This is a genomic window from Salmonella sp. 32120201201600049SM (assembly GCF_017572835.1).
Classification (GTDB): Bacteria; Pseudomonadota; Gammaproteobacteria; order Enterobacterales; family Enterobacteriaceae; genus Salmonella; species Salmonella enterica.
Map to the genome: position 1 here is coordinate 1 of NZ_JAGESA010000017.1, position 23,182 is coordinate 23,182.

General features: G+C 54.0%; 21 protein-coding genes. 10 read left to right on the forward strand and 11 right to left on the reverse strand.

Going from position 1 to position 23,182, the window contains the following annotated elements; genetic code table 11:
• The 8 genes from J4650_RS21320 to J4650_RS21365 all read left to right on the forward strand — a co-directional run.
• A partial coding sequence (locus J4650_RS21320; RefSeq protein WP_031972817.1) for a dihydropteroate synthase occupies positions 1 to 438 on the forward strand: 438 nt, incomplete at its 5' end.
• 127 nt (positions 439 to 565) lie between these two features.
• Positions 566 to 1,066, forward strand: coding sequence for a GNAT family N-acetyltransferase (locus J4650_RS21325; RefSeq protein WP_000376623.1), 501 nt, complete (start codon positions 566 to 568; stop codon positions 1,064 to 1,066).
• Between the two features lie 506 nt (positions 1,067 to 1,572).
• Entirely contained in the window at positions 1,573 to 2,337 is a 765-nt protein-coding gene (locus J4650_RS21335; RefSeq protein ID WP_001389365.1) for an IS6-like element IS6100 family transposase, read from the forward strand.
• Between the two features lie 347 nt (positions 2,338 to 2,684).
• Positions 2,685 to 3,314, forward strand: a complete 630-nt coding sequence (locus J4650_RS21345; protein WP_001145449.1) for a hypothetical protein — start codon at positions 2,685 to 2,687, stop codon at positions 3,312 to 3,314.
• 309 nt (positions 3,315 to 3,623) lie between these two features.
• Complete coding sequence (locus tag J4650_RS21350; protein WP_000819615.1) at positions 3,624 to 4,811, forward strand: MFS transporter; 1,188 nt, start codon at positions 3,624 to 3,626, stop codon at positions 4,809 to 4,811.
• The gene (yidZ, locus tag J4650_RS21355) at positions 4,780 to 5,739 is read left to right on the forward strand and encodes an HTH-type transcriptional regulator YidZ (RefSeq protein WP_000749366.1); all 960 of its coding nucleotides are present in this window, start codon (positions 4,780 to 4,782) and stop codon (positions 5,737 to 5,739) included. Before J4650_RS21350 ends, yidZ begins: the two co-directional genes overlap by 32 nt.
• A 157-nt stretch (positions 5,740 to 5,896) precedes the next feature.
• Positions 5,897 to 6,652 (forward strand): 4'-phosphopantetheinyl transferase superfamily protein, encoded by a 756-nt coding sequence (locus J4650_RS21360; protein ID WP_000190678.1) that lies wholly within the window; start codon positions 5,897 to 5,899, stop codon positions 6,650 to 6,652.
• Complete coding sequence (locus tag J4650_RS21365) at positions 6,652 to 7,236, forward strand: NADPH-dependent FMN reductase (RefSeq protein WP_001575173.1); 585 nt, start codon at positions 6,652 to 6,654, stop codon at positions 7,234 to 7,236. The genes J4650_RS21360 and J4650_RS21365 overlap by 1 nt, the downstream gene beginning before the upstream one ends.
• Before the next feature lie 44 nt (positions 7,237 to 7,280).
• Here J4650_RS21365 and adeP read toward each other — a convergent pair whose 3' ends face one another.
• Positions 7,281 to 8,618 (reverse strand): adenine permease AdeP, encoded by a 1,338-nt coding sequence (gene adeP / locus J4650_RS21370; protein ID WP_001519317.1) that lies wholly within the window; start codon positions 8,616 to 8,618, stop codon positions 7,281 to 7,283.
• A 168-nt stretch (positions 8,619 to 8,786) separates the two neighbouring features.
• Between adeP and yieH the strand changes: the two genes are divergently transcribed.
• Entirely contained in the window at positions 8,787 to 9,452 is a 666-nt protein-coding gene (gene yieH / locus J4650_RS21375; protein WP_001594165.1) for a 6-phosphogluconate phosphatase, read from the forward strand.
• A gap of 94 nt (positions 9,453 to 9,546) precedes the next feature.
• On the opposite strand, the gene phoU is transcribed toward yieH, so the two are convergent.
• The 7 genes from phoU to J4650_RS21410 all read right to left on the reverse strand — a co-directional run bounded on the left by phoU (position 9,547) and on the right by J4650_RS21410 (position 16,579).
• The gene (gene phoU / locus J4650_RS21380; protein WP_000377800.1) at positions 9,547 to 10,272 is read right to left on the reverse strand and encodes a phosphate signaling complex protein PhoU; all 726 of its coding nucleotides are present in this window, start codon (positions 10,270 to 10,272) and stop codon (positions 9,547 to 9,549) included.
• A gap of 14 nt (positions 10,273 to 10,286) precedes the next feature.
• Positions 10,287 to 11,060, reverse strand: a complete 774-nt coding sequence (pstB, locus tag J4650_RS21385; protein ID WP_000063118.1) for a phosphate ABC transporter ATP-binding protein PstB — start codon at positions 11,058 to 11,060, stop codon at positions 10,287 to 10,289.
• An 86-nt stretch (positions 11,061 to 11,146) separates the two neighbouring features.
• Positions 11,147 to 12,037 carry a phosphate ABC transporter permease PstA gene (pstA, locus tag J4650_RS21390; protein WP_000212199.1) on the reverse strand — a complete coding sequence of 297 codons (891 nt, stop codon included), beginning with the start codon at positions 12,035 to 12,037 and terminating at the stop codon, positions 11,147 to 11,149.
• The gene (gene pstC, locus J4650_RS21395) at positions 12,037 to 12,996 is read right to left on the reverse strand and encodes a phosphate ABC transporter permease PstC (protein ID WP_023993768.1); all 960 of its coding nucleotides are present in this window, start codon (positions 12,994 to 12,996) and stop codon (positions 12,037 to 12,039) included. Before pstC ends, pstA begins: the two co-directional genes overlap by 1 nt.
• A 135-nt stretch (positions 12,997 to 13,131) precedes the next feature.
• The gene (gene pstS / locus J4650_RS21400) at positions 13,132 to 14,172 is read right to left on the reverse strand and encodes a phosphate ABC transporter substrate-binding protein PstS (protein WP_000867131.1); all 1,041 of its coding nucleotides are present in this window, start codon (positions 14,170 to 14,172) and stop codon (positions 13,132 to 13,134) included.
• Between the two features lie 166 nt (positions 14,173 to 14,338).
• Positions 14,339 to 15,712 carry a fructose-specific PTS transporter subunit EIIC gene (locus J4650_RS21405; RefSeq protein WP_000162545.1) on the reverse strand — a complete coding sequence of 458 codons (1,374 nt, stop codon included), beginning with the start codon at positions 15,710 to 15,712 and terminating at the stop codon, positions 14,339 to 14,341.
• Positions 15,713 to 15,760: 48 nt separating this feature from the next.
• The gene (locus J4650_RS21410) at positions 15,761 to 16,579 is read right to left on the reverse strand and encodes a shikimate 5-dehydrogenase (RefSeq protein WP_000166718.1); all 819 of its coding nucleotides are present in this window, start codon (positions 16,577 to 16,579) and stop codon (positions 15,761 to 15,763) included.
• Between the two features lie 94 nt (positions 16,580 to 16,673).
• On the opposite strand from J4650_RS21410, the gene J4650_RS21415 reads away from it, so the two are divergent.
• Positions 16,674 to 18,431: an SgrR family transcriptional regulator gene (locus J4650_RS21415; protein WP_023993767.1), complete on the forward strand. Its 1,758-nt coding sequence runs from the start codon at positions 16,674 to 16,676 to the stop codon at positions 18,429 to 18,431.
• Positions 18,432 to 18,581: 150 nt separating this feature from the next.
• Here J4650_RS21415 and glmS read toward each other — a convergent pair whose 3' ends face one another.
• From glmS to J4650_RS21430, 3 genes are all read right to left on the reverse strand, one after another.
• Complete coding sequence (gene glmS / locus J4650_RS21420) at positions 18,582 to 20,411, reverse strand: glutamine--fructose-6-phosphate transaminase (isomerizing) (RefSeq protein ID WP_000334058.1); 1,830 nt, start codon at positions 20,409 to 20,411, stop codon at positions 18,582 to 18,584.
• Between the two features lie 188 nt (positions 20,412 to 20,599).
• Entirely contained in the window at positions 20,600 to 21,970 is a 1,371-nt protein-coding gene (gene glmU, locus J4650_RS21425) for a bifunctional UDP-N-acetylglucosamine diphosphorylase/glucosamine-1-phosphate N-acetyltransferase GlmU (protein ID WP_000934851.1), read from the reverse strand.
• A gap of 319 nt (positions 21,971 to 22,289) precedes the next feature.
• Positions 22,290 to 22,988: a Bax inhibitor-1 family protein gene (locus tag J4650_RS21430; RefSeq protein WP_000009904.1), complete on the reverse strand. Its 699-nt coding sequence runs from the start codon at positions 22,986 to 22,988 to the stop codon at positions 22,290 to 22,292.
• Positions 22,989 to 23,182: the final 194 nt, after the last annotated feature.

The window sequence follows — 23,182 nt, forward strand, 5'->3', positions numbered from 1 at the left end:
ACCCGCACCGGTCACCTTCGACCCGAAGACGCGCTCGACGAGATTGTGCGGTTCTTCGAGGCGCGGGTTTCCGCCTTGCGACGGAGCGGGGTCGCTGCCGACCGGCTCATCCTCGATCCGGGGATGGGATTTTTCTTGAGCCCCGCACCGGAAACATCGCTGCACGTGCTGTCGAACCTTCAAAAGCTGAAGTCGGCGTTGGGGCTTCCGCTATTGGTCTCGGTGTCGCGGAAATCCTTCTTGGGCGCCACCGTTGGCCTTCCTGTAAAGGATCTGGGTCCAGCGAGCCTTGCGGCGGAACTTCACGCGATCGGCAATGGCGCTGACTACGTCCGCACCCACGCGCCTGGAGATCTGCGAAGCGCAATCACCTTCTCGGAAACCCTCGCGAAATTTCGCAGTCGCGACGCCAGAGACCGAGGGTTAGATCATGCCTAGCATTCACCTTCCGGCCGCCCGCTAGCGGACCCTGGTCAGGTTCCGCGAAGGTGGGCGCAGACATGCTGGGCTCGTCAGGATCAAACTGCACTATGAGGCGGCGGTTCATACCGCGCCAGGGGAGCGAATGGACAGCGAGGAGCCTCCGAACGTTCGGGTCGCCTGCTCGGGTGATATCGACGAGGTTGTGCGGCTGATGCACGACGCTGCGGCGTGGATGTCCGCCAAGGGAACGCCCGCCTGGGACGTCGCGCGGATCGACCGGACATTCGCGGAGACCTTCGTCCTGAGATCCGAGCTCCTAGTCGCGAGTTGCAGCGACGGCATCGTCGGCTGTTGCACCTTGTCGGCCGAGGATCCCGAGTTCTGGCCCGACGCCCTCAAGGGGGAGGCCGCATATCTGCACAAGCTCGCGGTGCGACGGACACATGCGGGCCGGGGTGTCAGCTCCGCGCTGATCGAGGCTTGCCGCCATGCCGCGCGAACGCAGGGGTGCGCCAAGCTGCGGCTCGACTGCCACCCGAACCTGCGTGGCCTATACGAGCGGCTCGGATTCACCCACGTCGACACTTTCAATCCCGGCTGGGATCCAACCTTCATCGCAGAACGCCTAGAACTCGAAATCTAACGTCCGTTCGGGCATCGAGGTCCATGTCGGGGTGGGACGGGCCCGTGGCTTCAAGATCACTTGCAGTCCGACCGCGATGTCTTGGTTGCGCGAGAGGTTGTCGATATCCTCCACTTCCATCATCAACCCTGGATAATGCCGCCGCCGTCATCGCCGCCGACGCCCGTGCCGGGCTTTTCGGGCCTGTCAGGCTTGCTCGGCCTTCAGCCTGCCTGGGCGAGATCTCCGGCGGACGGATTAACGGCGGAGCTTCGCCGCCTTTCGTGCGTGTGAAGGCCGAAGATAGTTCTCTCAAAAACATCCGTTTATGAGAGATACCAAATGTCATTTTCAGAAGACGACTGCACCAGTTGATTGGGCGTAATGGCTGTTGTGCAGCCAGCTCCTGACAGTTCAATATCAGAAGTGATCTGCACCAATCTCGACTATGCTCAATACTCGTGTGGGCTCTGTTGCAAAAATCGTGAAGCTTGAGCATGCTTGGCGGAGATTGGACGGACGGAACGATGACGGATTTCAAGTGGCGCCATTTCCAGGGTGATGTGATCCTGTGGGCGGTGCGCTGGTATTGTCGCTATCCGATCAGCTATCGCGACCTTGAGGAAATGCTGGCGGAACGCGGCATTTCGGTCGACCATACGACGATCTATCGCTGGGTCCAGTGCTACGCCCCGGAGATGGAGAAGCGGCTGCGCTGGTTCTGGCGGCGTGGCTTTGATCCGAGCTGGCGCCTGGATGAAACCTACGTCAAGGTGCGGGGCAAGTGGACCTACCTGTACCGGGCAGTCGACAAGCGGGGCGACACGATCGATTTCTACCTGTCGCCGACCCGCAGCGCCAAGGCAGCGAAGCGGTTCCTGGGCAAGGCCCTGCGAGGCCTGAAGCACTGGGAAAAGCCTGCCACGCTCAATACCGACAAAGCGCCGAGCTATGGTGCAGCGATCACCGAATTGAAGCGCGAAGGAAAGCTGGACCGGGAGACGGCCCACCGGCAGGTGAAGTATCTCAATAACGTGATCGAGGCCGATCACGGAAAGCTCAAGATACTGATCAAGCCGGTGCGCGGTTTCAAATCGATCCCCACGGCCTATGCCACGATCAAGGGATTCGAAGTCATGCGAGCCCTGCGCAAAGGACAGGCTCGCCCCTGGTGCCTGCAGCCCGGCATCAGGGGCGAGGTGCGCCTTGTGGAGAGAGCTTTTGGCATTGGGCCCTCGGCGCTGACGGAGGCCATGGGCATGCTCAACCACCATTTCGCAGCAGCCGCCTGATCGGCGCAGAGCGACAGCCTACCTCTGACTGCCGCCAATCTTTGCAACAGAGCCTCCGTCGCCATGCTCACCTCGCTTTGGTGCACACGAGTATTGAGCATAGTCGAGATTGGTGCAGATCACTTCTGATATTGAACTGTCAGGAGCTGGCTGCACAACAGCCATTACGCCCAATCAACTGGTGCAGTCGTCTTCTGAAAATGACAACTTGCTAAGTTATGAACTGTTAAGAAAATGGTGGTTTGTTGAACAAGAAAATAAAAGCTCGGCTCTTTCTCTGAAAAACTTGATCTATATAAATAATCATATATAGTTCTATATATAGTTAATCCTATGGAGGTATTAAGATGCCAGTCACTATTAGCATTTCCGATGATGTGTACCGCAGATTGGAAGCGTTGGCTGTCGGATTCGACACACCAGAGAGAGTTATCGAGCGATTGCTCGACTCGGTTGAGGAGGGCGGACCCAAGTCAAGCGAAAACAAACCGTCCCTAACCTTTGTCCCTGATGAGACTGCTTTCAAAAATGAGCTGATAGCTCGCAAGAAGGCACAGGTCGTTCTTCATTTGAAAAACGGTGAACGAGATGTCATTCATTGGAATGCGTCTAGATTCCAACCCAGTTCAAATCTTCGAGCTAATTTATGGTCTGGCATTCTGAGAAACTGGAAGGATAAAGGGATCACCTCTGCTGAACTTTCGGTTCTACCCAGGAGCCACAATCATCCCGACGACAATACAGATCTATTAATAGCTATTGCCGGAGAAGTTCATTGGACGCTCGAAGAGGTAGAGCAGTACTTCGTTGATTACGATCTGGTAGGCAGTGACGACGGCCATCCTTACTATTACCTAGCGACGTTCAGTGATGAGACACCTGACGAGCTGAAGCGAATTGCAGGGCTGAACAGCTCAAATCAACTTCACATGGGTCTAAACATAGTTCCGGATGAAGATCAGGGAGAATTCGAGTAGAGTAATATCTTCATATAATCAATACTTTATGTGTTTTGTGATTGGTAAGTTTTACTCCACATTTACTCCAAAAAACATATAATTTATTGATTTAAAATAACTAATTACTTTCTGTATTGGTAAGTAACGTTGTATTGCCCGGTGGCGCAATGCTTACCGGGCCTACAAAACCCGTAAGCCGGATAAAGCGTTTATGCCGCCATCCGGCAGCAATGATTTCCCATGCGGAAATCACTGTTGTCCAAATGGCAACTCGTCTCGCGCAACGTCGCCCCGTATTCTTAGCGCCACACTTTTCGTGAGGCCGCTATGAAACGTTTTCTACTGTGTAGTTTTGCCCTGGTTTTACTCTATCCTGCCGGTATTGATATGTATCTGGTCGGTTTACCGCGTATAGCCGCCGATCTGAACGCCAGCGAGGCGCAGTTGCATATCGCCTTCTCCGTTTACCTGGCCGGAATGGCGACGGCCATGCTGTTTGCCGGGAAGATAGCCGACCAGTCAGGCCGCAAGCCGGTCGCGATCGTCGGCGCGCTCGTCTTTATGATGGCCTCACTGCTTTGTTCACGGGCGTCGGAAGGCTCGCTATTTCTGAGTGGACGTTTTCTTCAGGGAGTAGGCGCAGGCGGCTGCTATGTGGTGGCGTTCGCCATTCTGCGCGACACGCTCGACGAGCATCGCCGGGCGAAAGTGCTGTCATTATTGAATGGGATTACCTGTATTGTGCCGGTACTCGCCCCGGTGGTGGGGCATTTGATTATGCTGCGTTTCCCCTGGCAAAGTCTGTTCTATACGATGTCCGCGATGGGCATTATTGTGGGCCTGTTATCACTGTTTATCCTGCGCGAGACGCGCCCGGCAAGGCTGGCTCCACGCGATTTATCACGATCGTCGCCCGCCGCCGAGTCGCTGGTTAACCGTTTTTTCGTTAGTCGACTGGCGATCACCACCCTTAGCGTGTCGGTGATCCTGACCTTCGTCAATGCCTCTCCAGTGCTGCTGATGGAGGTGATGGGATTTAGTCGTGGCGACTATGCCATTACCATGGCGCTCACCGCAGGCGTCAGTATGGTCGTCTCTTTTTCCACCCCTTTTGCGCTTGGGTTATTTAAGCCGCGAACCTTAATGCTCGTCTCACAGGGGCTGTTTTTGACGGCTGGCGTGACGTTAAGCCTTGCTCATACCAATACCGTCACACTCTTTGGCCTGACGCTTATCTGCGCCGGATTCTCGGTTGGTTTTGGCGTCGCGATGAGCCAGGCGCTGGGGCCGTTTTCGCTGCGCGCCGGAGTGGCCAGTTCCACGCTCGGTATCGCGCAGGTTTGCGGTTCATCACTGTGGATTTGGCTGGCGGCAATACTCGGTATCAGCGCGATGAATATGCTGATCGGGATTCTGATTGGTTGTAGCATAGTGAGTATTCTGCTGATCTTCTCCGTCACGCCCAACAGGTCCGTAGCCGAGCATGAAGAAATCCCTTACCAATCTCGACCTTAATTTGCTGTTATGCCTACAGTTACTCATGCAGGAGCGCAGCGTCACTAAAGCTGCAAAACGGATGAACGTAACGCCCTCAGCGGTCAGCAAATCGCTGGCGAAACTCCGGGCATGGTTTGACGATCCGCTGTTCGTCAATACGCCGCTGGGCCTGGCGCCGACGCCGCTGATGGTCAGTATGGAGCAAAGTCTGGCGGACTGGATGCAGATGGGGAATCAACTGCTTGATAAACCACATCATCAAACGCCGCGCGGTTTAAAATTTGAGTTGGCAGCAGAGTCGCCGCTGATGATGATTATGTTTAATTCACTGTCGCAGCAGATTTATCAGCGCTATCCGCAGGCTACCATTAAGGTTCGCAACTGGGATTATGACTCGCTGGAGGCGATTACGCGTGGGGAAGTCGATATCGGATTTACCGGACGCGAAAGCCATCCCCGCTCGCGAGAATTGCTCAGTCTGTTACCGCTCGCGATTGATTTTGAGGTGTTGTTTAGCGATTTACCGTGGGTCTGGCTGCGGGAAGATCATCCGGCGCTGCGCGAAGCGTGGGATCTGGACACTTTTCTGCGCTACCCACATATCAGTATTTGCTGGGAGCAAAGCGATACCTGGGCGCTGGACGATGTCCTGCAAGAAATGGGACGCAAACGCCATATCGCGTTGAGCCTGCCGGGGTTCGAGCAGTCGCTCTTTATGGCCGCCCAGCCGGGTCACACCCTGATAGCAACCGCGCCGCGCTATTGCCAGCACTACAATCAGCTCCACCAGCTACCGTTAGTGGCGCGCCCCCTGCCTTTTGATGCGCAACAGCGGGAAAAGCTGATGGTGCCGTTTACCCTATTATGGCACAAACGTAATAGTCATAATCCCAAGATTGTGTGGCTACGACAGGCTATCAACACGCTCTGCCGTCGCCTTATCTGACCACCTGCGTTGATAAATTAACCTTCCTCTTACCAGAAATGTCACCATCTGATTAAAGAACCTTCTGAAATTGAATTTTTAGCGCGTAAAACCTGTCCATAATTTACGTTAATGTTACTCTCGTCATTATCACGGCCCATTAATCACGGAGCGAAAAATGGCGACTCACTTTGCCAGAGGGATACTTACGGAGGGACAGTTGGTTTCAATTCGTCTCTCTTCGTCTTGCCATATTGAAGCCAGAAACCTGCCTGCTCACCGACGAACGCGTTTTCTCGCCTCCAGAGGCCTTCTTGCCGAACTGATGTTTATGCTGTACGGAATTAGCGAGCTGCCGGAAATCATTATTCAGGCGAAAGGTAAACCCGCGTTTCGTGACAAAAATCTGCCAGGCTTTTCTATTTCCTACGCCGGAAATATGGTTGGCGTGGCGTTGACCACCGAAGGAGAGTGCGGGCTGGATATGGAATTACAGCGCACCTCCCGCGGCTTTCACCATCCACATTCGCTCGAACGCCACCCTTTCTCCCGTAATGAAAACTTATGGGTAGCCAATCAAAACGATCCCAACGAAGCGCGAGCGCAACTCATTACATTGCGCCAGAGCGTGTTAAAACTCACCGGCGATGTCATGAATGACGATCCGCGGGAGCTGCAACTTTTACCCGTTGCCGGACGCCTGAAGTGCGCGCATGTCACGCAGCTTGAAGCCGTGTGCGATGCGGAAGATGTGCTGGTATGGTCCGTAACCGTTACGCCAGCGATAGAAAAATTAAAAGTGTGGGAGTTCGATGGCAAACTGGGCTGGAAAAGCCTGCCCGATATCCAGACGCGCGCCAATGAGCCAACCGGCCGTCTGATGCGATTCGCCCAACTCCCCGCCGCCAAATCGTATACGCTTAATCGTTCATAATGAAAAAAGGGGCACGTATGTCTGAAACGCTGAATGTGGTTACATTGCTGGGAAGTTTACGCAAAGGTTCCTTTAACGGGATGGTGGCGCGTACGCTGCCTAAAGTCGCGCCGGCAGGAATGACGGTATCGCCGCTGCCTTCAATCGGGGATATTCCGCTGTATGACGCCGATATCCAGCAGGAAGAGGGATTTCCAGCCAGCGTAGAGGCGCTGGCGGAGCAGATTCGCAACGCCGACGGCGTCGTCATTGTGACGCCGGAATATAACTATTCCGTTCCCGGCGGCCTGAAAAATGCCATCGACTGGCTATCCCGTCTGCCTGAGCAACCGCTGGCGGGTAAGCCCGTTCTTATCCAGACCAGTTCAATGGGGGCGATTGGCGGCGCGCGCTGCCAGTATCATCTGCGCCAGATTCTGGTGTTCCTTGATGCGATGGTGATGAATAAACCGGAATTTATGGGCGGCGTGATTCAGAATAAAGTCGACCCGCAGACTGGAGAAGTGGTGGATCAGGGAACGTTAGATCATTTGACCGGTCAGTTGACCGCATTTGGCGAGTATATTCAGCGCGTTAAAGCGTAAGTTCGTTAAAAACCCTCCCCCCGATGGGGCGAGGGTTCATTTCATCAGTGTGCGTCAATAAACACAATCTTCAGCACGAATAACAGCGCGACAATCACTACGCACGGGCTAAGGTCGCGCAGGCGACCGGTACCGATTTTCATCACGCAGTAAGAGATAAAGCCCAGCGCGATACCTTCGGTGATCGAGAAGCTAAACGGCATCATTACCGCCGTAATAAACGCCGGGACCGATTCGGTTAAATCCTGCCAGTTTACCCGCGCCAGGCTGGAGGTCATCAGCACGCCGACGTAAATCAACGCGCCCGCCGCCGCGTAAGGCGGCACCATGCCCGCCAGCGGCGACAGGAAGATAACCAGCAGGAACAAAATACCGACCACCACCGCCGTCAAACCGGTGCGACCGCCCACCGAAACGCCGGAAGACGATTCAATATAAGCGGTCACAGAAGAGGTTCCGACAAATGCGCCAGTGACGGAAGAGATACTATCAACAAACAGCGCCTGCTTCATGCGCGGGAATTTGCCTTTCTCATCCGCCAGGCCGGCTTTATCGGTCACGCCAATCAGCGTACCGGAGGAGTCAAACAGGTTTACCAGCATGAAGGAGAAAATAACCCCCGCCAGGCCAAGATTGAACGAGCCTGCCAAATCGACATGCCCTACCACGCTGGTGACGCTTGGTGGCGCGGAGACAATGCCGTTGTAGTGTACATCACCCATCATCCAGCCAAGCAGCGTCGTGACGATGATGGACACCAGCACCGCCGCATGAATGTTGCGCGAAGCGAGAATCGCAATAATAAAGAATCCGAGAACCCCCAGCAGCACGCTGTGCGAGGTCAGGTTGCCGATGCTGACCAGCGTTTCCGGGTTAGCGACGATCACGCCGGCATTTTTCAGCCCCATCATGCCGATAAACAGGCCGATGCCGCTGGTGATGCCCACGCGCAGGCTGACCGGAATGTTGGCGATCATCCAGTAACGCACGCGGAAGATAGTCAGCAATAAAAGACCAACAGCGCCCCAGAAAATGGCGCCCATGCCTACCTGCCACGGCAGTCCCATTGCCTGCACAACCACGAAGGCAAAGAACGCATTCAGCCCCATCGCGGGCGCCAGCGCCACCGGCAGGTTAGCGAACAGACCCATCAGAATACTGCCAAAGGCCGCAATCAGACAGGTGGTCACAAAGACGGCGCTGGTGTCCATGCCAGCTACGCCCAGAATTTGCGGGTTAACAAAAACGATATAAACCATCGTCAGGAAAGTGGTAAAACCGGCGATCACTTCGGTTCGTGCCGTCGTGCCATGTTCGCGCAGTTTAAACACGCGTTCCAGCATACCCTGACCAGAAGCCTGGGTGGTGTGTTGTTGACTCATTATCAATTTCCGGAGAAAGGAGGGAAAATTCGCCGTTATCCTATACCAAAATGCGACACCTGGCGCAGTTGTGTGGTAATTTTTTTCACTCAATTTGTTAGTACGGCAACGATTGCGTCCCCTCATTCAGCATTACGTAAACGTTAAACTTGTTAAAATGGAAATGACATGTCCCAAATCGAAGCAGTGTTTTTTGACTGTGACGGCACGCTGGTCGACAGTGAAGTGATTTGCTCGCGCGCCTATGTCACTATGTTCCGGCAGTTCGGCATTACGCTTGAGCTCACGGAAGTATTCAGACGCTTTAAAGGCGTAAAGCTCTACGAAATTATCGATACCATCAGTAAAGAGCATGGCGTTGCGCTGGCAAAGGCGGAGCTGGAGCCGGTGTACCGCGCGGAAGTGGCGCGCCTGTTCGATACCGAACTGGAAGCGATCGCGGGCGCAAATACGCTGCTGGACAGCATTAAGACGCCCATGTGCGTGGTATCCAACGGGCCGGTCAGTAAGATGCAGCATTCGCTGGGTAAACTGGGCATGTTGCATCATTTTCCTGATTTGCTGTTTAGCGGTTACGATATTCAACGCTGGAAGCCCGATCCGGCACTGATGCTCCATGCGGCGAACGCCATGAAGGTCAATGTTGAGAAGTGTATTCTGGTGGATGATTCCAGCGCAGGCGCGCAGTCAGGAATTGCGGCGGGAATGGAAGTGTTTTATTTCTGCGCCGATCCGCATAACAAGCCGATCGATCACCCTAACGTGACGACTTTTACCGATTTGGCGCAGTTGCCGGGATTGTGGAAAGCGCGCGGGTGGGAGATTACGCGTTAACTGAAATGCCGGATGGCGCTGACGCTTATCCGGCCTACAGCATCTGTACCTGTAGGCCCGGTAAGCGCAGCGCCACCGGGCAAAAGAATGAGATTTACTCTTTTGGGTCTTTCCCCGCCAGCAGCTTATCCAGCTCATCGCCGCCCACGTGACGGAAATCCTGCCCCTTCACGAAGTAGAAGATGTATTCGCAGATATTCTGGCAACGGTCACCGATACGCTCGATAGAGCGCGCGCAGAACAGCGCGGTCAGCACGCTGGGAATGGTGCGCGAGTCTTCCATCATGTAGGTCATCAGCTGACGCACGATGCCTTCGTACTCCTGGTCAACTTTCTTGTCTTCACGGTAGATACGCACCGCTTCGTCGAGATCCATGCGCGCGAACGCATCCAGCACGTCGTGCAGCATCTGCACGGTGTGGCGGCCCAGCGACTCCAGGCTGACCAGCAGCGGCTGGTGCTGCTGGGAGAATTTCTCCAGCGCGGTACGGCAGATTTTATCCGCCACGTCGCCAATGCGCTCCAGTTCGGCGATGGTTTTGATAATCGCCATTACCAGACGCAGATCGCTCGCCGTCGGCTGGCGCTTGGCGATAATACGCACGCAGGCTTCATCGATGGCGACTTCCATCATATTAACCTGATGATCGCCTTCTACCACGCGCTTCGCCAGCTCGCTGTCCTGGTTGTGCATGGCGGTGATAGCGTCAGAAAGCTGCTGCTCCACCATGCCGCCCATGGTCATTACCTGAGTGCGGATGCTTTCCAGTTCGGCGTTGAACTGGCCGGAAATATGTTTATTAAGGTTCAGACTGTCCATTACGCACTCCTGAATTAACCGTAACGACCGGTGATATAGTCTTCTGTTTGTTTCTTCGCGGGCTTGGTGAACAGATCGTCCGTGTTGCTGAACTCAATCAACTCGCCCAGGTACATAAACGCCGTATGATCGGAGCAACGTGCCGCCTGCTGCATGTTGTGGGTCACGATCACCACGGTGTAATCCTGTTTCAGCTCGGTGATCAGCTCTTCAATACGCCCGGTAGAGATCGGGTCCAGAGCTGAGCATGGCTCATCCAACAGCAGCACTTCCGGGCGAATGGCGATACCGCGCGCAATGCACAGGCGCTGCTGCTGACCACCGGAGAGAGAGTACCCGCTCTGGTGCAATTTATCTTTGGTTTCGTTCCATAATGCGGCTTTGGTCAACGCCCACTGCACGCGCTCGTCCATATCGGCACGAGACAGCTTCTCAAACAGACGCACGCCAAAGGCGATATTGTCATAGATGGACATCGGGAACGGCGTCGGCTTCTGGAATACCATCCCCACTTTTGCGCGCAGCAGCGCGATATCCTGGGTGTTGGTGAGAATATTGTCGCCATCCAGCAGAATTTCACCTTCCGCGCGCTGCTCCGGATAAAGCGAGTACATTTTATTGAAGGTACGCAGTAGCGTTGATTTACCGCAGCCGGATGGCCCGATAAATGCCGTTACCTGATTCTTCGCGATATCCAGATTAATGTTCTTCAGGGCATGGAATTTGCCGTAGTAGAAGTTCAAATCACGAACCTGAATCTTACTCGGGGCAGTTTCAACCATACTCATTTCACTCTTTTCCTCATCCAGCGCCGCATCCGTCACGCCGTAAAATAATGCCTGATGGCGCTACGCTTATCAGGCCTACAATGTCTTTAACCGTGTTTTTTCTTCGCGAAAACAACACGCGCCAGAATATTCAGCAGCAGTACGCACAGGGTAATAATCAGCACGCCCGCCCAGGCTAATTGTTGCCATTCGGCAAACGGACTCATCGCGAATTTAAAAATGGTCACCGGCAGGTTGGCGATCGGCTGCATCATGTCGGTGCTCCAGAACTGGTTCGAGAGCGCGGTAAACAACAATGGCGCCGTTTCCCCGGCAATACGGGCAATTGCCAGCAGAATACCGGTCATAATGCCGGAGATAGAGGCTTTCAGCGTAATCGCGGAGATCATCTTCCACTTCGGCGTACCCAGCGCATAAGCGGCTTCACGCAGGCTATCCGGTACCAGCTTGAGCATGTTTTCAGTGGTACGGATAACGATCGGTACCTGCAACAGCGCCAGTGCAATCACCCCAGCCCAACCGGAGAAGTGCTGCATCTGCGCCACCACGATGGTGTAAACAAACAGCCCCACAACAATTGACGGCGCGGAAAGCAGAATGTCGTTAATAAAGCGAATGACTTCGGCGAGCCAGGATTTACGGCCATACTCGGCCAGGTAAATACCCGCCATAATCCCCAGCGGCGTACCCAATACGGTAGCCCAGAGAATCAACAATCCACTCCCCGCCAGGGCGTTCGCCAGCCCGCCGCCCGCCGTGTTCGGCGGCGGCGTCATTTCGGTAAACAGCGCCAGCGACATACCATCAATGCCGCGCGTGATGGTGGACATCAAAATCCAGATCAGCCAGAACAGGCCAAATGCCATCGTCGCCATTGAGAGCGTTAGTGCGATACGGTTCTTCATGCGGCGACGCGCCTGCATCTTGCGACGGGATTCCGCGAGCTGCGCGGTGTTCTGCATATCAAGCGTAGCCATTAACGTGCTCCCTCGTTCTTCGCCAGACGCATAATCATGAACTTAGACGCCGCCAGGACGATAAAGGTGATCACAAACAGGATCAGCCCCAGCTCCATCAACGCTGCCACGTGCAGGCCCGATTCCGCCTCAGCGAATTCGTTCGCCAGCGCGGAAGTGATGCTGTTGCCCGGCATATACAGCGACGCGCTGTCGAGCTGGTAGGTGTTGCCGATGATAAAAGTGACCGCCATCGTTTCACCCAGAGCACGGCCCAGCCCCAGCATAATGCCGCCGATCACGCCATTTTTGGTGAACGGTAGCACGATGCGCCAGATAACTTCCCAGGTAGTACAGCCGATACCGTAAGCGGACTCTTTCATCATTACCGGTGTTTGCTCGAAGACGTCGCGCATAACCGCCGCAATGTAGGGGATGATCATGATGGCGAGGATGACGCCCGCCGCCAGAATGCCGATACCAAAGGCCGGGCCGGAGAACAGCGCGCCGACAAACGGAATGTTGGAAAGAATATTGCCGACCGGCTCCTGGAAGTACGTCGCAAACAGCGGCGCGAAGATAAACAGCCCCCACATGCCGTACACGATACTGGGGATCGCCGCCAGCAGTTCAATGGCGATGCCGAGCGGACGCTTTAGCCAGCCTGGCGCCAGCTCGGTTAAAAACAGGGCAATGCCGAAACTGACCGGAACGGCGATCAGCAGTGCGATTAAGGAGGTCACCAGCGTGCCATAAATGGGCACCAGAGCGCCGTAGATATCGTTTGGCGCGTCCCATTCCTTAGTCCAAAGAAATGAGAAACCAAATTTCTGAATACTTGGCCAGGAGGAGATGATCAATGAGACGATAATACCGCCCAACATCAATAGCACAATCAGCGCAGCCAGTTTTACCAGCGCGCTGAAAATCATGTCGCCTTTTTTACCCGGCGGGTTAAAAGCAGGCTTGGTTGCAGCCATAAATTACTCTTTCCATTAAACGCGTTTTACGACGTTGCCCCTGCCGGATGGCGCTACGCTTATCCGGCCTACAACGTGGGCCTGCGGTCGAAACCGTAGGGCGGATAAGCGTAGCGCCATCCGCCAATTCGTTAATTAATACAGCGCCTTACCGTTGCTGTCTTTTATACTGGTCTTCCAGGCGGTACGAACCTGCTCAACAACGTTATCCGGCAGGCTGGCGTAGTCCAGATCATTCGCCTGCTTAGCGCCATTTTTGTAGGCCCAGTCGAAGAACTTCAGCACTTCAGCACCCTGCTCAGGTTTCTTCTGCGCTTTGTGGACCAGGATAAAGGTGGTGGAGGTGATTGGCCACACATCGTCACCTTTCTGGTTGGTCAGATCCTGCGCGAAGGTTTTGCTCCAGTCTGCGCCTTTCGCCGCATTAGAGAAGCTCTCTTCCGTCGGGCTTACCGGTTTGCCGTCGGCAGAAACCAGTTTGGTGTAGGCCAGGTTGTTCTGCTTAGCGTAAGCGTATTCAACGTAGCCGATAGCGCCTGGCAGACGCTGTACAAATGCCGCGATGCCGTCGTTACCTTTACCGCCCAGACCGGTTGGCCAGTTCACGGTAGAACCCGCGCCCACTTTCGATTTCCACTCGTCGTTGACTTTCGCCAGGTAACTGGTGAACACGAAGGAAGTACCGGAACCGTCAGCGCGACGCACCACAGCGATGTTCTGAGAAGGCAGCTTCACGCCTGGGTTCAATTTGGTGATGGCTTCATCATCCCACTTCTTGATTTTACCGAGGTAGATGTCACCCAGCGTTTTACCATCCAGCACCAGTTCGCCGGATTTGAGGCCTGGAATATTCACCGCCAGCACCACGCCGCCGATCACCGTCGGGAACTGGAACAGGCCTTCCTGATTCAATTTTTCGTCAGACAGCGGCGCATCGGAAGCGCCAAAATCAACGGTATTCGCGGTGATTTGTTTCACGCCGCCGGAAGAGCCTATCCCCTGGTAATTGACTTTGTTACCGGTTTCTTTCTGGTAGGTATCCGCCCATTTGGCATACACCGGCGCAGGAAACGTTGCACCGGCACCTGTCAGGCTTGCTGCTGCAAAGGCAGAGAACGCGCTCATCGATAAGGTCGCGGCGACAACAGTTGCGACAGTGGTACGCATAACTTTCATAATGTCTCCTGCACGGTTTCGGTAAATCGTTGTTTGAGTTGCTACGATGAGCAAAATAGGACAAATTGATGACAGTTATATGTCTTGATTATGACGGTTTGATGACAATGGAAATAAAAAAAGCTGGCCCGGGGAGACACCAGACCAGCCTGCAGGGGGAGATGAATTAGACTGTTTGCGCAACCGCAGACGGTTTCAACAGCGCGTACATCAGACCGCAGACAATCGTGCCCAGGGCAATCGAGAGCAGGTACTGCATCACATGTTCTACCGCATGCGGGATCGCCAGGACAAAGAGACCACCGTGTGGCGCCATCAGTGTACAACCGAAATACATGGACAGTCCCCCGGCGATTGCGCCACCGACCATGGTGGAAGGGATCACGCGCATCGGGTCACGCGCGGCGAAGGGAATCGCCCCTTCAGAGATAAAGCATAGCCCCAGGATAAAAGATGCATTACCCGCTTCATGCTCAGCGGCATTGAATTTCGCTCTTGCCGCCCAGGTTGCGACGCCCATTCCTAATGCCGGTACCATCCCTGCCGCCATAATAGCCGCCATTGGCATATAAGAATGAGAAGCCAGTAAACCGACGCCGAAGGTATACGCAGCTTTATTCACCGGCCCGCCAAGGTCAAAACCTTGCATTGCGCCCAGCAACATTCCCAGCAAGATAGCATTCGTAGAGGTCATATTCCCCAGGAACGTCGTCAGCCCTTCCATCACCGCAGACACCGGGCCACCCACCACGTAAATCATGATTAGGCCGGTAATCAGCGTAGACAGTAGCGGCAGAACCAGTACCGGCTTAAGCGCTTCCATTGACGCTGGCAGCTTAATATTTTGCGCCAGAAACCGTACGCTGTAACCGGCCAGAAAACCGGCCACAATCCCTCCCAGGAAACCAGCGCCGCACAGGCTGGCCAACATCCCGCCAATAAGCCCCGGGGCCAGACCCGGACGATCGGCAATTGAGAAGGCAATAAACCCAGCCAGTACCGGCACCATCAGCGCAAAGGCCGCCTTACCACCGATTTGAAATAACGCAGCCGCCAGCGTGCCCGGCTCATTGAAGGCCTGGATACCGAAGACAAAAGAGAGCGCGATACATAACCCTCCCGCCACCACCAAAGGAAGCATATGGGATACGCCGGTCATTAAATGCTTATAAACGCCGGGTAGCTCTGTTTTACCAGCTGAAGAAGAGCGCCCGGCACTCCCCTGATAGACCTCGGCGCTATTGAAAGCATTATCCATTTCCTGCGCACTCTTTTTTAGCGCCGCGCCGGTACTGGTGCGATAGAGTCTTTTGCCAACAAAGCCTGACAGATCCAGCTCAATATCCGCCGCGATAATCACCACATCCGCTTGCGCTATCTCTTCCGCGGTCAGCGTGTTCTTCGCCCCGACGGAACCGCGGGTTTCAACCTTGATCCAGTCACCACGCTTGCGGGCTTCAATTTCCAACGCTTCTGCCGCCATAAAGGTATGGGCGACGCCCGTCGGACAGGCCGTCACAGCAACAATTTTTTTAGTCATAGTAGGGTACCCTGTTCTTTTAATTTAAAGAAAAAGCGGGAAAAAATGTTACAGGCGTGACCAGGCCGCGGCTTTCTGGAACAGCGCGTCATCCGGGCGAATCCCGGTATAAAGGACAAATTGCTCCACGGCCTGAATAGCAAACACTTCGGAACCGGTAATCACGGTTTTACCGCGTTCACGGGCGTAGCGGATCAGCGGCGTGACGGGCGGTAGCGCCACCACATCAAAGATAACGCTCGCCTTATCCACTTCCTGTTCGGAATAAGAGAGTTTGTCGGCATCATTACCGCCAGCCATTCCGATAGGCGTGGCGTTAATTAACAAATCGGCTTCAATACCCTCGGTATCCGGGCGCCATTCATAGCCATAGAGTTCGGCCAGTTGTTTACCTGACGCTTCATCAATCGCGACAATATAACCACGGGTAAACCCCGCATCCTTCAGCGCGCAGGCCACCGCCTTTGCCATACCACCGCTGCCACGCAAAGCAAACACCAGGTCGGGAGAGACCTTGTAACTCGCCAGCAAGCGAGCTATTGCAATGTAATCGGTGTTGTACGCCTTCAGATGGCCATTGGTATTCACAATGGTATTAACTGAGTGAATGGCCTGAGCAGAAGCATCCAGTTCATCCACCAGCGGAATGCAGGCTTCTTTAAACGGCATAGAGATCGCGCACCCACGGATCCCCAGACCGCGCACGCCGCTAATGGCCTGCGTAAGATCGGTCGGCGAGAAAGCTTTGTAGAGATAATTGAGATCCAGCGCTTCGTACAGATAGTTGTGAAAGCGTGTACCGAAGTTACTCGGGCGTGCCGCCAGGGACATGCAGACCTGAGTATCTTTATTAATGCGCTTTGTCATGATGAATCCTCATAGAAGTTGCGATAGAGAAAATCATCGGCTAAAAAGGGGATATTAAAAATTGCTCATTCCCGTTAGGGAAATTTCACCTTTTATGGCAACCCGGCACACTGAACAAAAATACTTAAAGCTACTCCAGCACTATGGCGACAAGCCTGTTAGCGTGACGCTACAGGAGCTGGCGGATGTGTTGTTCTGCACCCGGCGACATATGCGTAATCTGTTGCTTCAGATGCAGGAGGCAAAGTGGCTCATCTGGCAATCACAGGCCGGACGTGGGCATCGCGCCCGGCTTCACCTGCGCTATAAACCAGAACAGCTGTTAAGCGAAAAGGCGGAGCAGTTGCTGGAGTCTGGTCATGTTGATCAGGCCATTCAACTGCTGGGTAAAAATAAGCACCAGGTGGCGCAACTGCTGCGTTCAAAGCTGGGCTATAGCGTGCGGGCAGACTATCAGCGGCTGTGCATCCCCTATTACCGGACAATGCCGTCGCTGTGCCCCGGCATACCGTTGCGTCGCTCTGAGCAGCATCTGGTCAGGCAGATTTTTAGCGGCCTGACGCGCATAAATGAGGAAAAAGGTGAAGTCGAAGCCGATCTTGCCCACCACTGGCGGCAGATTGATCCGCTGCGCTGGCGTTTTTATCTGCGCCCCGCCGTCCTCTGGCATGATGGTCAGGAGCTGACGATCGACGCGGTTATCGCTTCACTAACTCGCAGCGCTAAGCTGCCGCTGTTCTCGCACTTGCAGACCATTCAGGCCACCGGGCCGCTGAGCCTTGAAATTACGCTGGCGCACCCGGATAACCGACTGCCGCTGCTGCTCAGCCATATTGATGCCATGATCCTACCGCCTGACCATACACAACGCGCTGATTTCCCGGCACATCCTGTGGGGACTGGCCCTTATGAGGTGGTGGAAAACAATGGCTTTCATCTGCAAATGAAGGCCTTTGACCACTATTTCGGCCTGCGCGGGCTGCTGGATGAAGTGGAGGTCTTTATCTGGCCGAATTTAACGGAGACAGACAACCTGGCGGAATCGCTGTCGGATAACGACACGGCAGCCTGGCTCAGCTCCAGCCTGAGCGATGAGGATTACGTTTCCGGACGGCTTAGCCAGGTATCAGGCAAACCTTCTGACAACCTGCGCGAGATGTTTCTTGAGCGTGGAGGATATTTTTTATTATGCGACAGCCGCTCCCCGCACTGGCATACCGCCGAACATCGCCGCTGGCTACGGGAAACACTCAGCCCTTACACCATACTCCAGCATCTGAGTGAGGCAATTCGCCCCTTCTGGGTACCGGGCGGCAGCCTGCTGTCCTCCTGGTTTCATACTATTGAGGCGGGCCCGGCCTGTTCACCTTTTATCTCGTCGTCGCCCTACGCAAAACTGCGTCTGGCCTATCACGATCAGCACCCTGAATTTCCAATGCTCCTGGATATCATGCAAGAGATCATGCGCCAGCAGGGCATTTTACTTGAGGGCGTTGAGCTGAATTATGATGACTGGGCGAATGGCAAAGCCAATGTGGATCTCTGGCTGGGGACGGTCAATTTCCCCATTCCCGAAGAGTGGAACGTCGGTACATGGCTACTGGGCTCCCCTTTACTGCGCCATGCCATCAGCGGTGGGGATGATGCGCTGCTGGCCCAATGGGAAACCCAGTGGCATGCCGAAACCATCAGCGCGGAACAACTGGTCAGGGAAACCACCCGTTCAGGCTGGCTACAGCCGCTGTTTCACCACTGGATGCGACTCAAAAGCCCCGACCGGGCCAGGGGGATCCACCTGAATAACCTGGGATGGTTTGATTTCCGATCCACCTGGATTGAGCCAGGGCCTTAAAGAAGAGAATGTGACCGGGTGCCCGTAGCGCAGGCAGGCGTAGCACCTCTTAGTCGCTCTTCAGCCACCATAGAGAAAGAACAGCGCCTGTCACGGCGCACAAAAAAAGGCCGTCTATCGACGGCCTTCTGCCTGGTACTACATTTGTACTTACTCTACGGTAACCGATTTCGCCAGGTTACGCGGCTGGTCAACGTCGGTGCCTTTAATCAGCGCCACGTGATACGCCAGCAGTTGCAGCGGAACGGTGTAGAAGATAGGCGCAATGACCTCTTCCACATGCGGCATCTCGATGATGTGCATGTTGTCGTTGCTGACGAAACCCGCATCCTGATCGGCGAAGACGTACAACTGACCGCCACGTGCGCGAACTTCTTCGATGTTGGATTTCAGTTTCTCCAGCAGTTCGTTGTTCGGCGCCACCACAATCACCGGCATATCGGCGTCAATCAGCGCCAACGGCCCGTGTTTCAGCTCGCCTGCAGCATAGGCTTCCGCGTGAATGTAAGAGATCTCTTTCAGCTTCAGCGCGCCTTCGAGCGCAATCGGATATTGATCGCCACGCCCCAGGAACAGCGCATGGTGTTTGTCAGAGAAATCTTCCGCCAGGGCTTCGATACGTTTGTCCTGCGACAGCATCTGCTCAATACGGCTCGGCAGCGCCTGTAGGCCATGCACGATATCATGCTCAATGGACGCATCCAGACCTTTCAGACGCGCCAGTTTCGCCACCAGCATCAACAGCACGGTTAACTGGGTGGTGAAGGCTTTGGTAGATGCTACGCCAATTTCCGTACCCGCGTTGGTCATCAGCGCCAGATCGGATTCACGCACCAGCGAAGAGCCCGGCACGTTACAAATGGCCAGAGAGCCCAAATATCCCAGCTCTTTCGACAGACGCAGGCCAGCCAGGGTATCTGCGGTTTCGCCAGACTGGGAGAGCGTGATCATCAGGCTGTTACGGCGCACGGCAGATTTGCGATAGCGGAATTCAGAGGCGATTTCAACGTCGCACGGAATACCTGCCAGCGATTCAAACCAGTAACGGGAAACCATACCGGAGTTGTAAGACGTACCGCAGGCGAGGATCTGAATATGCTCAACCTTCGACAGCAGTTCGTCGGCGTTCGGTCCCAGCTCGCTTAAATCCACCTGACCGTGGCTGATGCGCCCGGTAAGGGTGTTTTTGATCGCGTTCGGCTGTTCGTAGATCTCTTTCTGCATGTAGTGGCGGTAAATACCTTTATCGCCCGCGTCATATTGCAGATTGGATTCGATATCCTGACGTTTTACTTCCGCGCCGGTGTTATCGAAGATATTTACCGAACGGCGAGTGATTTCAGCGATATCGCCCTCTTCAAGGAAGATAAAGCGACGAGTCACTGGCAACAGCGCCAGCTGGTCAGAAGCGATAAAGTTTTCGCCCATACCCAGGCCAATCACCAGCGGACTACCAGAACGTGCAGCCAGTAGGGTATCCGGGTGACGGGTATCCATGATTACCGTACCATATGCGCCACGCAGTTGCGGGATAGCACGCAGAACAGCCTCACGCAGAGTACCTCCCTGTTTCAGTTCCCAGTTTACCAGGTGTGCAATCACTTCGGTGTCGGTTTCAGAAACGAAGGTATAGCCACGCGCTTTTAACGCTTCACGCAGCGGTTCATGGTTTTCGATGATGCCGTTATGCACCACCACAATGTGTTCAGAAACATGCGGATGCGCGTTAGCTTCTGAAGGTTCACCGTGCGTCGCCCAGCGAGTGTGAGCAATACCGGTGCCGCCATGCAGAGGATGTTCTTCCGCTGCCTGAGCCAGCATCTGGACTTTACCGAGGCGACGCAGGCGGGTCATATGACCTTCTGCATCCACCACGGCCAGACCGGCAGAGTCATATCCGCGGTATTCCAGACGACGTAAACCTTCGAGAAGGATTTCAGCTACATCACGCTGCGCGATAGCGCCAACAATTCCACACATAGTTTTATTTCCTGATTATGGCATTACGCCATGCGTTGTCGCTGACCTGTATGCCCGTCGTTGCGGGCGCCCCGAGCCTTGTAGAGAGTGGGGTTATTTTTATAAGTACTGCTCATGGAGCGGAGGATTATTTTATCCTCTCATCTCCGGTCTGCCGGATGGCGCTGACGCTTATCCGACCTACAAAATCACTTTTTCTTCACCGGACGCTGCCAGCCTTGCTTATGCACCTGCGGCACGCGGCTTAATACCAGTTCATTGTCGGCTACATTACGGGTGACGGTAGTCCCTGCGGCGATGGTGGCTCCTTTACCAACAGTAACCGGCGCCACCAGTTGGGTATCGGAGCCGACAAACACATCGTCGCCAATAACCGTTTTGAATTTGTTCGCGCCATCATAGTTACAGGTGATGGTCCCCGCGCCGATATTCACGTTGTCGCCAATTTCCGCATCGCCCAGGTAGGTCAGATGGCCGGCTTTAGAACCTTTACCGAGACGCGCTTTTTTCATTTCAACGAAATTGCCGACGTGAGCGCCCGCTAACAGCTCCGCGCCGGGACGCAGGCGAGCAAACGGACCGATGGTGCAGGCCGCTTCCAGATGCGCATCTTCCACCACGCTGTATGGGCTAATTTCGCAGTCATCGCCAATAACGCTGTTTTTAATAATGCAGCCCGCGCCGATCTTCACGCGGTGACCGAGCGTTACATAACCTTCGATGATAACGTTAGCGTCAATTTCCACATCCATTCCACAATGAAGGGTGCCGCGAAGATCAAAACGTGCCGGATCGCGCAACATAACACCGGATAACAGCAGTTTCTCCGCCTGTTCGGCCTGGTAAATACGCTCCAGACGAGAAAGCTGTAGACGGTTATTCACGCCGTCCGTTTCGCTGATGCGAGCCGGATGCACCGCGGCGATTTCCCGTCCTTCCTGATAAGCCAGCGCGATGATATCTGTGATGTAATATTCACCCTGCGCATTATTGTTAGTCAGCTTAGACAACCAGCGTTTCAGGTCCGCGCCGTTGGCGATCAGAATACCAGTGTTAATTTCCTGGATCTGACGCTGTTCATCAGTGGCGTCTTTATGTTCAACGATGCCGGTCACTTTACCGTTTTCACGCGTAATACGGCCATAGCCGCTCGGATCGTCCAGCTTCACGGTTAATAACCCAATACCACCCTGCGGTTTGGCATCGCGCAGGCGCTGTAAGGTTTCAACCGAAATCAGCGGCACGTCGCCGTAAAGCATTAAAATATCTTCATCGTCGCTAAAAAAGGGCGCGGCCTGCTGCATTGCGTGACCTGTTCCCAACTGTTCCGCCTGAAGCACCCAGTTCAGCTTGTCATCTTTCAGGGTCTGTTTTAACAACTCGCCACCGTGGCCATAGACCAGATGAACCTGTGCGGCCCCTAATTTAGTAGCTGCATCAATGACATGCTGCACCATGGGTTTACCCGCCAGCGTGTGCAGCACTTTAGGAATATCGGAATACATGCGTGTGCCTTTACCTGCGGCAAGGATCACTACGCTCATAGCACTATTTAACATACGCGTCCTGACTGTAATTTGAGAACGAATTTATACTGTTTCACGTTGAAAATACTACATTTTTTTCATCGTAAAATGGAAGAAGGATAAAACGCTCACCGGGATAAAATCCCCGCCTGCTAATGAATCATTTTCGTTCATTACCGCGCCTCTTGTCTCCTGAAAAGTAAAAACACCCGCGTATTGGCAACGTAGTCCGATGTTTTTGCTGTTTTTTTACTCCATAAATAAAGAAGATAACGTAATAAAGCGCAGGGGAGTCAGAAAAGCAAAAACCAGCGACAGAGGCCGCTGGTTTTCCGTTGCGCGTATTTTTTACTTAATTACGCGACATAAAAATCCGCAAAATATACCAGAACATGGTCGCGATAGAAGCAAACAGATGTAATGCCGCGCCAGCAGGGCGATCGGTAGGGTAATGGTGAATAATGTTAGAAGTATCGTAAAGTATAAACCCGGCGCACAGCAGTACCATCAGCGCAGAAAACCAGACGCCCAGCGAGAAGCCGCAGATGACGCTGGCAATAATCGCGCCAAAAGCAATGAACCCAGCCATAGTCAGAAACGAGCGCAGAAAAGAAAAGTCTTTTTTTATAGAAAAAGCGGTAAACGTCAGGCCGCCGACCAGCAACAGAGTCGTTATTGCCGCCGCGCCAATGCTCGACGGGTTAATATACGCCGCCACCGTTAACAGGGGGGCAAAAATCAGGGATTCTGCCAACACATAAATCCCCAGCCCGATAAGTTGCGTTTGATTATTCCCCGCATTATCCGCCAGACGGGTCGCCAGCATTCCCACCAGCATAAAAGCGCCGAGAACAACCAACCAGCTATATCTTCCACCAGCCAGCAGCACATCAAGCGCATACTCCCCGACCCCTATAAAACTCCACGCCGCGCTCAATACGATAAAACCGACGATGGCGACGGCGAGATGAAGATAAGCACGACGAATAAAGGTAGTACGATCAATCCTTGAGTCGGGTTGTGGACCCGCAAAGGATGGCTGAAATGACATAGTAATAATCCCTCATTTTATGCAATAAAAACGCATCCATTCCTCCCTTCTTCGCACAATGTGCAGATGCCAATGACAGAAAGAAGGATTTAATGAAAACAGCGCTGTCGCTGAAAACGCGTCGCCTTCAGCCGCTTGTTTTTGTCGTTGCTAGTTTATCGAATAAAAATTGAGAGGATAAAAAAAAACCAGTC